Annotated in this window: 10 protein-coding genes; 4 read left to right on the top strand and 6 right to left on the bottom strand. The window is 67.6% G+C overall.

The annotated features are described in order from the left end of the window. Positions 1 to 55: 55 nt before the first annotated feature. From FHW94_RS00245 to FHW94_RS00265, 5 genes are all read right to left on the bottom strand, one after another. The gene (locus FHW94_RS00245; RefSeq protein WP_168553812.1) at positions 56 to 1,258 is read right to left on the bottom strand and encodes a histidine-type phosphatase; all 1,203 of its coding nucleotides are present in this window, start codon (positions 1,256 to 1,258) and stop codon (positions 56 to 58) included. Then, a complete protein-coding gene (locus tag FHW94_RS00250; RefSeq protein ID WP_246865831.1) occupies positions 1,258 to 4,074 on the bottom strand; it encodes a TonB-dependent receptor in 2,817 nt (938 codons plus the stop codon). Before FHW94_RS00250 ends, FHW94_RS00245 begins: the two co-directional genes overlap by 1 nt. A 97-nt stretch (positions 4,075 to 4,171) precedes the next feature. Further along, a complete protein-coding gene (locus tag FHW94_RS00255) occupies positions 4,172 to 5,137 on the bottom strand; it encodes a FecR domain-containing protein (RefSeq protein WP_168553813.1) in 966 nt (321 codons plus the stop codon). Beyond that, positions 5,106 to 5,732 (bottom strand): sigma-70 family RNA polymerase sigma factor, encoded by a 627-nt coding sequence (locus FHW94_RS00260; protein WP_349237413.1) that lies wholly within the window; start codon positions 5,730 to 5,732, stop codon positions 5,106 to 5,108. Before FHW94_RS00260 ends, FHW94_RS00255 begins: the two co-directional genes overlap by 32 nt. A gap of 63 nt (positions 5,733 to 5,795) precedes the next feature. Beyond that, positions 5,796 to 6,482 (bottom strand): XRE family transcriptional regulator, encoded by a 687-nt coding sequence (locus FHW94_RS00265; protein ID WP_168553814.1) that lies wholly within the window; start codon positions 6,480 to 6,482, stop codon positions 5,796 to 5,798. 100 nt (positions 6,483 to 6,582) lie between these two features. Between FHW94_RS00265 and FHW94_RS00270 the strand changes: the two genes are divergently transcribed. Beyond that, positions 6,583 to 7,764, top strand: coding sequence for a cupin domain-containing protein (locus FHW94_RS00270; RefSeq protein ID WP_168553815.1), 1,182 nt, complete (start codon positions 6,583 to 6,585; stop codon positions 7,762 to 7,764). Positions 7,765 to 7,770: 6 nt separating this feature from the next. Further along, a complete protein-coding gene (locus tag FHW94_RS00275) occupies positions 7,771 to 8,313 on the top strand; it encodes a pseudouridine synthase (protein WP_168553816.1) in 543 nt (180 codons plus the stop codon). A gap of 4 nt (positions 8,314 to 8,317) precedes the next feature. Here FHW94_RS00275 and FHW94_RS00280 read toward each other — a convergent pair whose 3' ends face one another. Continuing rightward, positions 8,318 to 11,668, bottom strand: a complete 3,351-nt coding sequence (locus tag FHW94_RS00280; protein WP_246865832.1) for a DUF3857 domain-containing protein — start codon at positions 11,666 to 11,668, stop codon at positions 8,318 to 8,320. Between the two features lie 165 nt (positions 11,669 to 11,833). Here FHW94_RS00280 and FHW94_RS00285 point away from each other — a divergent pair, with 165 nt between their 5' ends. After that, complete coding sequence (locus FHW94_RS00285) at positions 11,834 to 12,457, top strand: hypothetical protein (RefSeq protein ID WP_168553818.1); 624 nt, start codon at positions 11,834 to 11,836, stop codon at positions 12,455 to 12,457. Positions 12,458 to 12,802: 345 nt separating this feature from the next. Next, complete coding sequence (locus tag FHW94_RS00290; RefSeq protein WP_168553819.1) at positions 12,803 to 14,794, top strand: SPFH domain-containing protein; 1,992 nt, start codon at positions 12,803 to 12,805, stop codon at positions 14,792 to 14,794. Positions 14,795 to 15,219: the final 425 nt, after the last annotated feature.

Genomic DNA, 15,219 nt, shown 5'->3' on the forward strand with positions numbered 1-15,219 from the left:
TACCAGGTACGCACGACTGTCCCCCGCCCGGCATGCCAGGCGGGGGACTTTTTGTTCATCCCAGCAGCGCCAGGAACTTGTCCAGCGGGCAAACCATGGGCTGGCCTGGCAGCGCGCAGGCGGGCAGCGGCACGGGCACGCTCACCGGCGCGCGCGGCGCCAGGGTGCGGATCGCGTCGAGCGTCTGCGCGCGATAGCGCACGCGCACCAGGGGCCGGCCGCCGGTGCCGCGCAGCCGTTCGATAATGAAGGCACCGCCCGGCGCTGGGTCATCGGCGGCAAAGCCCGGCACCTGCCAATGCGCGTCGATCAACCCGGCCAGGTTGGCCACGTTGGTATCGTGGCCGGCGATCATGGTGATCCGCGCCGGTCCGGTAAGGCCTTGCCGCACGATCGGCGCCAGCCCGGCAAAACCGGGTGCTGCCACCGCACGCGGGCGCGCCAGCAGCGCGAATTCCAGCGCATGGAATTGCGATAGCGCCGTCACGTCAGCCGCGCTGGCCCGGCCCCAGCCCACATCGTGCATCGGCTTGCCCTCGGCATATTCCAGCAACAGGATCTGCGCAGCAGTAGACGCGCGATCGAGCGTGCCAGCCAGCTTGGGCTTTTGCCCCGGCGTGGCCGGCGCGATGCTGGTGGGCTTGTGGTTCACGCCGCAGCCGGTCTTGGCCGCGCCGCACAGAATGGCATTGAGGCGCGCGGTCAGCGGCTGCATCTGCGCGTCGCGCGCGGCCAGGCCGCCAGGGCCCACGGCCTGGGCCACGCCGGCATCCACTGCCGCCGGATCGAACGGGGCCAGGCCATGGGCAATCGCGTTGAAGCGCGGGTCTTCCACGTCCTGCGCCAGATGGTCGGCCTTTACGGCGCAGCCCGGTGCCAGGGTGCGCGTCCAGGCCTGCGCCGTGGCAATCGTGCGCTGGTCGCTATCGGCCACCACCACCAGGCGCCCCGGTGCGGGGCAGCCGCGTGCGGGCAACAAGCCCTGGGCCTTGAACAAGCGCGCATCGGCCGTGCCCAGCAGGCCCACGGCGCGGGCACCGTGGGGCGTGAGCCAGCCGGGCGCCACGGGCCAGGCCGGCCAGGCCTGGCTGGCAAAGCCGGCGGGCATGGCCGGGTCCTTGGTCGGCGGGCGCACGCCATGGCGCATGACCACCACCACTTGCTCCACCGTGGGCGCGGGCGTGGGCGCCGGCGCGCGCGCGCCAGCTGCACCCGGCAGCGCGAGCAGGGCAAGCCCTGCCATCCAGCGTGCGCGCATCAGAAGTGCACCTGCACGCCGCCGCGCACCATCGATCCATAGTGCTCGCGTTCGATCAACTGGCTCTTCACGCCCTGATAACGGCGCCAGGGCGCATCGGTCAGGTTGGTGGCATCGCCGAACACCGTCACCTCCGGCTTGATCTGATAGGCCACATGCACGTCGAGCTGGCCATTGCCATCGGTATACTGGTCGGTTGCCGCGCTGTCGCCCAGGGTATCGAGGTACGACGAGCGGTAGTTGAACGCCACGCGCGCCGACAGGCCGTACTTTTCATAGAACACCTGGACGTTGCCCACGTTCTTGGACTGGTAGGCCAGCGGAATGGCCCCGCTGCGCACCTGCCCGCCATGCGCGTCGCCCCACACGTGGGTATAGTTGGCCGAGATGCCGAAGCCGCCGAGCAAGCCGGGCAACTGGGTGAACTGGTACTGCACGTTGAATTCCACGCCCGAAAGCTGTTCGCGGTCCACGTTGATCGGCTGGGTGACCAGCGCGCTGGCATAGAGCGTGCCGCCCAGCGTCACGTTGGTTTCGGTCTGGCCGTAGCTGTAGATCGGGTTGTGGATATCCTTGTGGAAATAGCCCGCCGAAAGGATCGCGCCGGGCGCCGGATAGAATTCCACCCCGGCGTCATAGTTGATCGCGCGATAAGGCTGGAGATCGGCATTGCCGATCGAGACGGCCGGCACGGTGCCGCTGGTATCGGCAATCACATAGGGCGCGAGATCGGGATAGTTGGGCCGCCCGATCGAGGTGGTCACCGCGCCGCGGATGACCAGGCCACGCGCCGCGTCGATGCGCGCGGTCAGGCCGGGGAAGAAGTCGGTATAGCTGTTGCGGCCATAGCTGTTGTAGCCATCGGCCAGCGTGGAGGTGGCATCGACGATCTTGGCATAGGCCTTGTCCACCGTGTGCTCCATGCGCACGCCCGGCACCAGGGTGAGTGCCCCGGTCTTGATCGTGGCCATGGCATAGCCGGCCACGATATCTTCCTTCACGCGATAGTCGCTGGAAAGACTGTCGGAAATCGTGCCGCTGCTATCCAGCGCATATTGCGTGGGGTTGGCATCGAACCAGGCCTTGGCCGCGCTGTAGTCGATCCGCGTGCCGAACGGAAACTGCCCGCCCATGAAGCTGGTGTCGCCGGTATAGTCCACGTCGCTGAGCGCGCCGCCGGTCTTGCCGATCTTGCCGGTGGTCTTGTAGTCCTGCCGGTCGTGGTCGTCGGTCTTGTCGCGCGAGAGCAGCTTGGCGCCCACGGCCAGCGTCATGCTTTCGCCCACCGGGTGGGTATAGTCGATCCGCCCCTGCCAGATTTCCTCGGCTGCGTGGCGCGTTTCGAAATTCACCTTGCTGAAGGTAAAGGCCGAAGGCGTGTTGAACACGTCGGTGGTGGCGGCCAGCGTATAGGGATAGGTGCTGCCGTTATAGGCCGTGGTCACGCCGCCCTTGGCCGTGGAATAGGTGAATTCGCTGCGCAGCGGGTCGTTCTTCACCGCGCGCGTCCACCCGCCCGAAAGCGACAGGGTGCCGCCCGCCACTTCGGAAAATTCGCCACCCAGCGTGGCCGAGCGCGTGTTGTCGTTCTCGATCCGGCGGCGCACCAGCACCGTGGCCGTGGCGGCCATCGTGGTGGAATTGGTGATCGCCAGGCGGTTCTGGTCGCGGGTTTCGTTGTCCTTGTATTCGCTATAGCTGGTGCGCAGATAGATCTTGGCCGTGGGCGAAGGGTGCCAGTCGAAATTGCCGACCACGCCCAGGCGCGTGCGCGTCAGGTTGTAGTCACGCAGGCCATTGCCATCGGGCAGGCCACCCGACCAGGCGCTCGACCCCTGGTAGTTCTCGCTCTCGATATTGCGGCGCGAGTAGTTGACCGAGACCACCGCGCCGAACTGCTCGTCGGCACCAAAGCGGCCGCCCACGGTGCCATCGGCTTCCCAGGCGGTCTTGTGATTGAGGCTATAGCGGCCCAGCGCGCCGCGCGCGTCGAACGTGAAAGGGGCCTTGCTGTCGAACGCGGTGCGCGTGCGGATCGCCACTTCGCCGGCAATGGCATTGGCATCCTGGTTGGGCAGCACCGACTTGGTGACAGTCACCGCCTGGATCATCGCCGAGGGCAGGTCGTCCAGCTTGACCTGGCGACCATCGGGTTCGGGCGCGGGCAGGGTCTGGCCGTTGAGCGTCACGTTGAGCAGGCCCGGATCGATGCCGCGCACGATCGCATAACGGCCTTCGCCCTGGTCGTTGGCAACAGACAGGCCGGGCAGGCGCTTGATCGCTTCGGCCACGTTCTGGTCGGGCAGCTTGCCCACGTCGTTCGCGCGCAGCGTTTCGGTGGTGTTGAGCGCGCCCTGCTTTTCGGCGGCCGCTTCTTCCTGGGCGGCGCGCACGCCGGTCACGATGATGGAGCCTTCGGGCTCACCTTCGGCTGCGCCCGGCGCGATCGCGGCATCGGCGGCCGCGGGGATAAGGGCCCCTTTTTCAGCGACGATCACGAACACCCCTTCGCCGGTGCGCCGGGCGACCAAGCCGGTGCGGCCCAGCATGCGGGCAAGGGCAGTGGGCACGTCCATGGTGCCGTCCACGGCCACGCTGCGGTGCCCCTGGGCGACCGTCCCGGCCACCACGATCTGGACATGGGCCTGGGCGGCAAACTGGTGCACGGCGTCGGCCACGCCCTGGGCGGGAACATGCACGGTCACGGCTGGCATGGTGGCTACCGGCAGCGGCATGCCTTGGGCTGCGGCGGAAATGGCGGAAAGCCCGGCCACGGCCAGGGCGAGCGTCGAAACGGAGCGAAACGGCGCAGACATCGTGGAAAACCCCTCATACGATCCCGCTCAGGGCAGGGACACTGGCGTGACGAAGGGCCGGGTCGGTTTCCTTAAAGGCGCTCGCAAAAAATGTGGTTCAGCGCTCGATCACCAGGCCATCGGTCGTCAGCCGCGCCCGGCCACCCACGCTCGCGGCCACCGCCTGGGCAAAGGCCACGGGATCGTTGAGGCGAAACGCGCCATAGAGCGGTTCTGCCCCCAAGGCGGGCGTGCCCAGCGCGATCTGCAACTGGTTGTGCCGGTTCATCTCCGCCACCGCTTCGCGCAGGACTTCCCCGTTCAGGTCCAGCCGGCCTTCCGTCCAGCCGGCGGTGCGGGCAAGGGTGGTGGCGTCCACGGCCTGGGCCGGCGGGGGCGGCGCGCTGGCCGCAAAGCGGCCGCGCTGCCCGGCCACCAACAGGCGCGTGCCCAGCGGCGTTGCCACGCGCACTGCGCCTTCGCTGACGATCACGTCCACCGTCCCGGCATCTTCGTCCTGCGTCACTTCGAACACGGTGCCCACGTCGGTGATGGTCACGCCGCCGGCCACCACCTGAAACGGATGGGCGGCATCGTGCGTCACGCGAAACAGCGCGCGGCCCCCCGTCATGGCCACCTGCCGCCGGCCGCCACGCACCACGTCGACCGTCAGCCGCGATCGCGCATCGATGGCCAGAGACGATCCATCGGCCAGGCCCAGCCGCCGTACTTCGCCCGTGCCGGTGGCCACGGCCATGCCCCCGCGCGGCAGCAGCGCAAGTGCCAGCGCGGCTGCCACCGCGCCCAGCCCGGCCAGCATGGCAATGCGGGGGTGGCGGCGCGGGGGTGGCGGGCTTTCCAGCGGCACCGGCTCGGCCGGCGCGGCTTGCGCATCGGGGGCGAACATCGCCAGCACGGCCCGCGCGCGCAGCAAGGCGCCGGCGTGGCGCGGATCGGCGTCCAGCCAGGCGGCCAGGTCAGGGTCGTGTGCGCTGTCGGGCTCTGCATCGATGCGGGCAGCCCAGTGGGCCGCCCAATGGGCGGTGCCGTCTTCAACCGGTTGTTCTGGCCCGCCCTTGATCAATTCCCGTCCATTCCTTGCCTTCAGGCCCAGTGCCTTCACGGTTGCCGATGGCCCGTTGGATGGCCTTCAGTCCCTTTTGCACATCGTTTTCCACGATGCTTTCGCTGACGCCCAGGCGTGCGGCGATGGTCTTTTGCGGCAGACCTTCGATCCGCTTCAACCGGAAAATCGTGGCACAGCGCTCGGGCAGGGTGGCCAGCAGTCGCTCGACCAGCCGCAATTGCATCCGCGCCGCCACCACGGCTTCCAGCCCCAGTGCTTCTTCGGTGACGAACAGCGCGGCATTTTCCGTAATGTCTTCGAATTTTACCACCGCCGCGCGGCGCAAGGCATCGCGCCGCAGGTTCTTGACCATGGTCATGAAATAGGCGCCAGGCTCGGCAATGTGGGTCACGTCGGCCATTGCGGCAAAGCGGCAATAGGCTTCCTGGACAAGATCGTCCGCGTCGGCCGGGCTGACGCCGGCGCGCAGCAATGCTGCCCGCACCCGTGGCTCTGCCGGCACCACGTGCCGCGCCACCCAGGCGACAACTGTCGGCGGGGTCAGCGCGGCTCTGGCCGCAGCGCTGGGATGGGATACAGATCGGGCTGGCACGGGGGGCGTTCCTTCCGTGCCGGGGCGCTATAACCCCATCAAGACGTTTTCATGACAGGCGCATCAGGCGGCGCCGTTCCCGCGCGGATAGACGATGATCGACAGGTAGCGCAGCGTGCCCGGCCCCATCGTTTCCGGGCCGTGCTGGGCCTGGCTGTCGAACAGCAGGGTGTCGCCCGGCGCCAGCTCGAACCGCCGATCGCCGTGGCGATAGACCAGGTTGCCTTCCAGCATGTGGATCAACTCGGTCCCGGCGTGGGAAAAGCTGGTATAGGGGCTGGCCCCGTCCGACAGGGTGATCAGATAGGGTTCCACCGCCACGTCGCCCGCGCGCAGATGGCCCAGCAATTGATAGACGTGGCCCGATTTGGTCCCCCGTCGCTCGATCTTCACGCCCTGGCTCGCCGCCACGAACGACACATCGTGACGCTCTTCGGCCAGCGCGAACAGCGACGAGATCGGCACGCTCAGCGCCTGGGCCAGCGACTGGATCGAGGTGAGCGAGGCGGAAATCTGGCCATTCTCGATCTTGGAGAGCATGCCGGTGGAAAGCCCGGCGGCCGCGGCCAGATCAGCCACCGACAGGTCCTGCTGCCGGCGCAACTGGCGTACGCGCAGGCCCAGCGCCTTTTCCAGCGCACGCGGATCGTTGCTGGGCGCGCCCGAAAGCGTGGTGAAACCGTCGATCAGCCCATCGGCCACTTCGGTTTCGGCGTCGGGCTTGTCGTCTTTCTTGGCGCGTTTGGGCATATCTTCTCCTGGCGCCCTGCATGGAACGAGGGCGCGGCAAATTCAAGGCAACCCCATGGTCTTTTGACAAAGACCACTGGCCCGGCGCATGAGCGCGTCCATGCATCTTGCCCACTTCGACATCGCCCGGTTCCTGGCCACGGCCTGGCAGAAACAGCCGCTGCTGATCCGCAATCCGTGGGGTGATTGGGCCAATCCGCTCGAACCCGATGAACTGGCCGGCCTGGCGTGCGAGGCGGGGGTGGAATCGCGCCTGATCGTGCGCGGGCCGGGCGGGCTGACGCTGGAACATGGGCCGCTGGCCGAAGACCGCTTTGCCAGCCTGGGCGCCGATCCCTGGACGCTGCTGGTCCAGGCGGTGGACCAGCATGTGCCCGATGTCGCGGCGCTGATCGAACCGTTCCGCTTCGTGCCTGATTGGCGGATCGACGATGTGATGATCAGCTATGCCACCGATGGCGCCGGGGTTGGCCCGCACTATGACCAGTATGACGTGTTCCTGATCCAGGGGCTGGGCCGCCGCAAATGGCGCGTGGGGCCGCGCTGCAATGCCGCCACGCCGCGCCAGCCCCGTGCCGATCTGGCGCTGATCGCCGATTTTGCCGCCACGGGGGAATGGGTGCTGGAACCGGGCGATATTCTCTATGTGCCGCCCGGCTTCGCCCACGATGGCGTGGCGCTGGGCGATGATTGCATGACTTATTCCATCGGCTTTCGCGCGCCGGCGCGTGGCGAACTGGTGGAAGGCTGGGGCGCCCACGTGGCCGATGCGCTGGAAGAGATGCCCGATGCCACCGCCGATCGCTATGCCGATCCCGACCTGCCCTTGCAGGACCATCCCGGCGAGATCACTCCCGCCGCGCTCGACCGGCTGCACGCCATGACGCTGGAGGCGCTGGCCGACCGTGCCGCCTTTGCCCGCTGGTTCGGGCAGATGAACACGCAGGCCAAGTATCCCGAAACCGACTGGCGGCCCGAGGAACCGGCCGATCCCGCCGAAGTGGCCGCGCACCTGGCGCAAGGCGGGGCGTTGCAGCGCAATCCAGCCCACCGCCTGGCGTTCATCCGCGATGGCGCGGCGGCGCTGCTCTTTGCCGATGGCCAGTGCCACGCGGGCGTGCAGCCTGCCCTGGCAGAGGCCCTGTGCGGCGGCGCGCTGGTGCTGCTCGATCCCGCGCTCGCCAGGGCACCGGGCACGGCGGCGCTGGTTACCGCGCTGATCGACCAGGGCACGCTGGTCCTCGATCATGGCGACGATGACGATGATGATTGGGCGGATTGACCGGCCATGGCGCTGATCGCGTTCAACAAGCCCTATGGCGTGCTGTGCCAGTTCTCGGCCGAGCCCACAGGCCCGGCGCGCCCCACGCTGGCCGATCACATCGCGATGCCCGGCGTCTACCCCGCTGGTCGGCTCGATCTCGATAGCGAGGGGCTGCTGCTGCTGACCGACGATGGCCGGCTCCAGGCGCGGATTGCCGATCCCCGGTTCAAGGCTGCCAAGACCTATCTGGTGCAGGTGGAGGGCGAGCCGGACGAGGCCGCGCTCACCGCGCTGCGACGCGGGGTGCGGCTGAAGGACGGGATGACGCTGCCCGCCGGCGCGCGCCGCATCGATCCGCCAGACCTGTGGCCGCGCGTGCCCCCGGTGCGCTTTCGCAAGAGCGTGCCCGATTGCTGGATCGAAGTGACCTTGCGCGAAGGCCGCAACCGCCAGGTGCGGCGGATGACCGCCGCCGTCGGCCACCCCACGCTGCGCCTGGTGCGCTGGGCCATCGGCGACTGGACCCTCGATGGCCTGGCGCCGGGCGAATGGAAGCAGATCGGCTGAGCGATCACGGGGCCGGACTTGGCCCAAACCCGGCCGGCGGTGTCAGGCCATAGCCGGCCCAGGTCTTGTCCACGCCGGGCGAAAGGCTGCGCGCGCGGGAAAGATCGGCCAGTGCGCGGTCACGCTCGCCCAGCCGGGCATAGGCCAGGCCCCGGCCATAAAGCGAGGCGATCAGGTTGGGCGCAACGCGCAGCGCGGCATCGTAATCGGCAATCGCCGCCTTGGCATCGCCCTGGCGCAGATGCAGAAAGCCCCTGCTGTCAAGAAAGTCGGGCCGGGCAGGAGCCAGGCGCACGGCCGTGTCGCAATCCGCGCCAGCCGTGTCGAGCGCGGCGCCATGCGTCGCCTTGAACCAGCACACCAGGTTATAGGCCTCAGGATCCTTGGCATGCGTGGCTTGCACCTGGCTGGCAAGGCGCAGGGCATTGTCGATCTGCCCCTGATCGGCCAGGGCGTCCATCCGCGCAGAGGCCAAGGGCAGCGAATCCGGCGCCAGTTTCGCCGCCCGCGCCAGGTCGGCATCGGCCGCCGCGCCATTCCCGGCATCGCGGTTGATCCGCGCGCGCAGGATCAGCGCGTCGACATGGTCGGGATCGATCTGCAAGGCCTTGTCCAGGTCGGCCAGGCGCGCGGCGCGGCCCTCTGCGGGGCGAAGCTGCGCGCGGCTGACGTAATCCCTGGCCTTGCCGTCATGAGCGACCAGCCAATCGGCATCGGCGAGCGCGCTGGTCGTGTCGCCTTCATCCTTGCGTATCTGGGCGCGCATGCCGCGCATCATGCGGTCATCGGGGTTGACGGCCAAGACATTGTCCGCCGTGGTCAGCGCTTCGGCGTTGCGGCCCAGCATGGACAGAGCAACGGCGCGCAACGGTTGCAAAGGCATGCTTGGTTCGAGTGCCAGGGCCGCGTCGGCATCGGTCAGCGCAGGGGCGTAATGGCCCAGCGCCAGATGCGCGCTGGCCCGGCCGGCCAGGCTGCGCGGGTTGCGGTTGTCCAGCGCGATGGCGCGGTCGAACGCACCAACCGCGTCGCCCATGCGGTTGTTCTGCAAGGCCACCAGCCCCTTTGCGGCCCAGGCCATGTCCTGCTTGTCATCGGCGGCCAGCGCGGCGTCTGCCTCGGCCAGGGCCTGCGGATCGCGCTTGGCGGCATAGGCAAAGGCCAGCAGGCTGCGGGCGTAAAGCTGCTTGTCGTCCGCCGCCAGCGCGGCCTTGAGCGACGGAATGGCGCCGGCCATGTCGCCCTTGTCGAACGCCACCGCGCCGCGCATCAGCCAGGCATGCGCGAGCGCCGGCGTGTCGTCGGCCAGGGCGGCCATATCGGCGTCGGTCGCTTCATAGGACGTGGGCAGGCGGATGAACTGCCCGTGGTTGCCCAGCTCGGCCATGCGATCGCGCACTTTGGGCGCATCGGCGGCGGGCAATTCGCCTTTCAGCGCGCGGGTGTCGTTCTCCATCGTCACCGTGTCGCCCTTGAGCGCCACCTTGCGGTGAAACGTGTAAAGCCCGCCCACCGTCTCGTCCACGTCGCTGGCCTGCAAGGCAAAGTCCTTGCCGCCGCGCGGCAGGTGCACGGTTTCGCGGTTGGCCCACCAATCGGGATAGTCGAACGCAAACGGCGCATCGGCCAGCAAGGTGCCGTCGCGCTCGATGTCGGGTTTCCACCCCACGCGGGCACGGTCCAGCTCGTACCAGCGGGTCGTTCCGCTCGATACCCATTCCATCTTGGCGCTGCCGGTCATGGTCAGCACATAGTCGCCGGTGGCTTCTTCCACGCCGGCGGAAACGGTCTGCGGGGTGATGAAATCATAGACATCGCGCCACAGCTTGCGCAGCTGGCGTTCGCGCTCGGCCGGGGCAAGGCCGGCATATTTCATGCGCCAGCGCGCCGCCGTCTCGCCGCGCCCGCGCATTTCCGCCTTGGCAGGGGCAGGCACTTCCACCCCGGCGCTGGCATCCAGGTCCAGCGTGGTCACCACGGTTGGCGCGGTGGGCAGCGTGGGGGCCAGCGCCAGCAGCGTGCTGCCCTGCGCCGTCACCGGCAGGCCGGCGTGATAATCGGGCACTTCCAGCCGATCGAGCCGGGTGTCGCCCTGGCGCGTGCCGTCCAGCCAATAGCTGCGCCCGCCGATCCGCGCTTCCACCAGCACGTGATCGAACAGGCTCATCGCCGGCAGCCGCGCTGGCACCGCATCGCCGCTGTCGGTATCGACATAGACCGGCCGCGCATCCACCCCCAGGCCCTTGAGCAGCGCCACCAGCAGCGCCGTCTTGCCCTTGCAATCGCCAAAGCGGCGCTGCCACGTCAGGTCGGCCGGTGCGGGGACAAAGCCGCCATCGTTCATGCCGATGAACAGATAGCGCACCTGTTCCTGCACCAGGATCAGCGCCAGTTCGGCGCGGCGCACCGGATCGGGCGTGGCGGCGGCGATCCGCGCGATCTCGGCCTTGAGCGGGCTGTCGGCCTTCAGCGTCTCGGCCGCATCGAACAAGGCATGGCCGGTGCGCGAAACGCTGGGCCAATCGGCAAATTCGGTCAGCTCCACCAGGTTGACCAGGCCAAAGCGCGCCGGCGCCCCGGTGGGCGCGCGCTGGGTGACGAAATCGGTCTTTTCGGCCAGCAGTTCCATGGTGTCGCCCTGGCGGGTGAGCTTGGGCTGGACCATGCCGGGCCAGGCACGCCACTGCACGGCCCGCGAAGCCGGCCAGGTCACGCGCAGGCGATAGTGCCCCAGGGGAAAGCCATCGGGCGGCCCCAGCACCAGTTGCGCGCGCCCGCCGATCGCCGGATCGCGCCGCGTGAGGGTATAGGCAATGTCGATCACGTCGCCCACGCGCAAGTCGTCGGGCTGGAGCGAGGCGGTCAGCTTGCCGTCCAGCATCGCGTCTTCCAGGTTCTTTTCCCGCCGCACCACCGACAGCGCGCTGCCATCGCCCAGCAAGTCGATCACGCTGTCGCCGCGCAGGATGCGATAGCGGTGCAGGGTCAGCGTCTCCAGGCTGGGGTCCCAGCTCAGTTGCAGGGCGGCATTGTCCAGCCCTTGCGCCGTGGCGATGCGAAAGCGGTTGGCGCGATAGGTGCTGGTGCCGCCCTCGATCAGGCGGGCCTGCTCGTCCATCAACAGGTCGACCGTACCGGCACCTTGGGCAGCGCTTGGTTCTGGCGCGGCACCGGGAGGCAGCACCCATGGTTCGGGTGGGGCAATCGCCGGGCGGGCCAGCGTGTCGCGCGCAGGGGGCGTGCCATGCTCGGCCACGGGCGCGGCGCGTGCGGGCGCAATCGCCACCGGCAGCAGCGCCGCCAGCGGCAGCGCAGAAACCGCGGCCAGTGCCGCAGCCTTGTTGAAAACGCCCAAGCAACCCCCCGGAAGAATAGGGGCGGTCCCTTGCCCCATGCCCAAGCGTATCGCCTGGCCAAGCCGCCGTCCAGCAGGGCAAGCCCTCAAAATTGCTTCAAGTTTCGCGGCAAATCGGGCAGCAATGGACCAGCGCCCGGTGCGCGCGACAAGGAATTTTCCGGCATGGCCGTCTCTCATCTTCCCGCCCGCCCAGGTGGCCGGCCTGTCGGTCGGCCAATCGGCCGGGGCCGGCTGGTGGCGGGCGTCGCGCTGCATTTCCTGGCGCCCAGTTATGGCCTGGTGCTGGTGGCCGATGCGGCGCTGGGCCATGCGCCGGGCACCTGGGCGGCGTGGCTGCCGCATGCGCTGGGCCTGGGCGGCTGGTTCCTGGCGGCCTATGGCGGCGCGGCAGTGGTGGCCAGCGGCCTTGCCGCGCTGACCGACCGGCGGGGCAGGGCCAAGGCCCGGTCCGATGCGCCCGATCTCTACGCCACCATGGCAGCGGCGCGCGGCCGCTTTGGCGCGGATGCCGATGCCCAGCTCGATCGCATTGCCGCGCTGGCGGCGCAGGCCGGCAACGGCCCGATCGCGGCCGACATCGTGCGGCTGCTGGCCGCGAGCAGCGCAGCGCCCGCACCCGATGCGGCCTTGCAGCGCCACACCGCACAGGCGCTTGCCACCTTGGCCGATGCGCTTGACGCGCAGGTGCGCGCGCAAGTGGGCCAGGCGCAGGATCAGGCGCTGGTCATGGCGCGCTACATCGATCTCAAGTACCGGGCCGATCACGACAGGCAGGATACTTTGTGACATTGCGATTCTTGTGGATTTCAACTTGAAACAGGCATAGAAGAGATGCCGGTCGCATTTCGCGGCTTTTATCAGGGCAACAGCACCCATGGGTGTGCACTTCTTCCCTTCGGCCTGGACGATCGTTCGGCCAACTTCCGCCAAGCACAAGTTTGAAAGCCCGGGCACCTTGCGTCCTTAAGGGCTGATTGCGCCTGGCGAGAGCCGCGCCGCGTGCGCGCTCCGCACCCCCTTACCGGTATTCCCCGCCAATCGGCGCGGTGTCATGCGGCCTTTGCCGCTGCACGCCGCGCGCGATGGGGTGCCGTGTGCCCCTGATTTTCCAGACACCACAGGATGTCCTTCATGCCAGATTCCATCATGCTCGGCAGCGGTGCCGTGCTCGTTGCGTTCGTCTTCGTGCTGTTCGTGGCCTCGCGCTGCGTGCGCTATGTCGGCAACAACCGCGTTGCCGTGGTTGAAAAGCTGTGGAGCGGCGCCGGTTCGATCACCGATGGCCTGATTGCCTTGCGCGGCGAAGCCGGGTTCCAGCCCGATGTGCTGCGCGGCGGCTATCACTTCTTCTTCCCGTTCCAGTATCGCATCCACAGCCAGCCGCTGGTGACCATTCCCCAGGGCCAGGTCGGCTATGTCTTTGCCCGTGACGGTGCGCCGCTCGGCCCGACGCAGACCCTGGCGAGCAATGCGCAGACGGCCGATTTCCTCGATGTGCGCGCGTTTCTGTCGGGCGGTGGGCAAAAAGGCCCGCAGCGCGCAATCCTGCGCGAAGGCACTTATGCGATCAATTCCGCGCAGTTCGTGATCGTCACCCGCGATCGCATCTATGGCCTGATGCTCAGCGCCAACGATGGCGACCTGTTCGATCAGATGCAGGCGCTGATTGCCGGGCGCAACGGCTTTGAAGCCGTGGTGATCAAGGATTCGTCAGACCAGATCGGCATCGTCACGGTGCACGATGGTCCCGCGCTCAACGCCGATCACATCATCGCGCCCGAAGTGGGGACGGAGCAATCCGATGCCGCCACGTTCCACAACTCGTTCCAGGACCCGGAAAAGTTCATTGCCGCTGGCGGCCGGCGCGGGCGCCAGCTGCAAGTGCTGGTGGAAGGCAGCTATTACATCAACCGCCTGTTCGCCACGGTGGAAATGGTGGCCAAGACGGTGATCGAGGTGGGCCATGTCGGCGTGGTGATCAGCTATACCGGCAACGACACGGCTGACACCTCGGGTGACGACTATCGCCACGGCGAACTCGTCGCGCGTGGATCGCGCGGGGTGTGGAGCGAGCCGCTGCTGCCGGGCAAATATGCGTTCAATACCTATGCCGGCAAAATCCTGATCGTGCCCACCACCAACTTCATCCTGAAGTGGGAAAGCGACACCATCGGCCAGCACAAGTTCGATGAAAACCTGTCCGAAGTCTCGCTGATCACGCGCGATGCGTTCGAACCCACCCTGCCGCTTTCGGTGGTGGTGCACATCGATTATCGCAAGGCGCCGCTGGTGGTGCAGCGCTTTGGCGATATCAAGAAACTGGTCGAACAGACGCTCGACCCGATGGTTTCGGCCTATTTCAAGAACATCGCCCAGAAGAAGACGCTGATCGAACTGCTGCAGGAACGCAGCGACATCCAGGAGCAGGCCGGCGCGGAAATGCGCACCAAGTTTGCCACCTATAACCTGGAAATGCAGGAAGTGCTGATCGGCACCCCGCGCGCCAGCGCCGGCAACGACCAGATCGAGAAAGTGCTGCAACAGCTGCGCGAACGCCAGGTGGCCGAGGAACGCGTAACCACGTATGAAAAGCAGCGCATCGCCGCCGAAGGGGAAAAGGCCCTGCGCGAGGCCGAGGCCCGCGCCAACCAGCAGACCGCGATCACCCAGTCCGAACTCTCGATCATCGTGCGCGAAAACGAAGGCAAGGCGGCCCTGCGCCAGGCCACGCAACAGGCCGAGCAGACCCGCACCCTGGCCAAGGCCGAAGGCGAACGCGTGCGCCTGATCGGCGAGGGCGAGGCGGCCAAGATGATCGCCCTTGCCGCCGCTGACGCCGAGCGCATCACCAAGACCGGCCTGGCCACGGCCGAAACCATCGCCAAGCAGGTGGAAGCCTCGGGCGGGGCGCACAACCAGCTGACCCGCCAGATTGTGGAACGCCTGGCCGAGGCGCTGGAAAAGTCGGGCGTGGACATCGTGCCCCGCATCCAGATCAGCACCGGGGGAGAGGGCGGTGCTGCTGGCGGCCCGCTGGCCGCACTGATCGGCATGATGCTGGGCGAAAAAGGCCAGGACCTGCTGGCCGAGCAAGCCACCGCAGAACCCGCGCAGACCCATTGACCAAAGCCTGCGGCCCTGTTCCAATCAAAACGGAACGGGGCCATTCCATTTTTTTGCGGGCAATTTGGAAGAAGGGCCGGGCTATCCGGCCAAGAGAGAAAGTGGTGCCAGGAGAGGACTCGAAATTGGCCCGCAACCGCCGAGAATCGCGACGTTTTTGATGAGAGCCTGAGGCCGATACCCACATCGATACCTTCGAACGTTCTTGCTGCGGGGTTTGAGTCCAGCAACGACTTATGCGGCTCAAAAGCATCCCGTTTTGTGGGTGATTCGCCTGATATGATCTTGCCGACCTGGCAAAAGGAACGAAGTCTTCGCCCCCGGCCTCGTCTTCGCGGTCCCGGTCCGTCGAAGCGGTGATGCACGGCGAGTCCTGAGATGAATAGGCACGACGGAATATGTGCGTCGGGCCTTTGGCACCATCC

The organism is Novosphingobium sp. SG720, from assembly GCF_012275365.1.
In the GTDB taxonomy this organism is placed as follows: Bacteria; Pseudomonadota; Alphaproteobacteria; order Sphingomonadales; family Sphingomonadaceae; genus Novosphingobium; species Novosphingobium rhizosphaerae.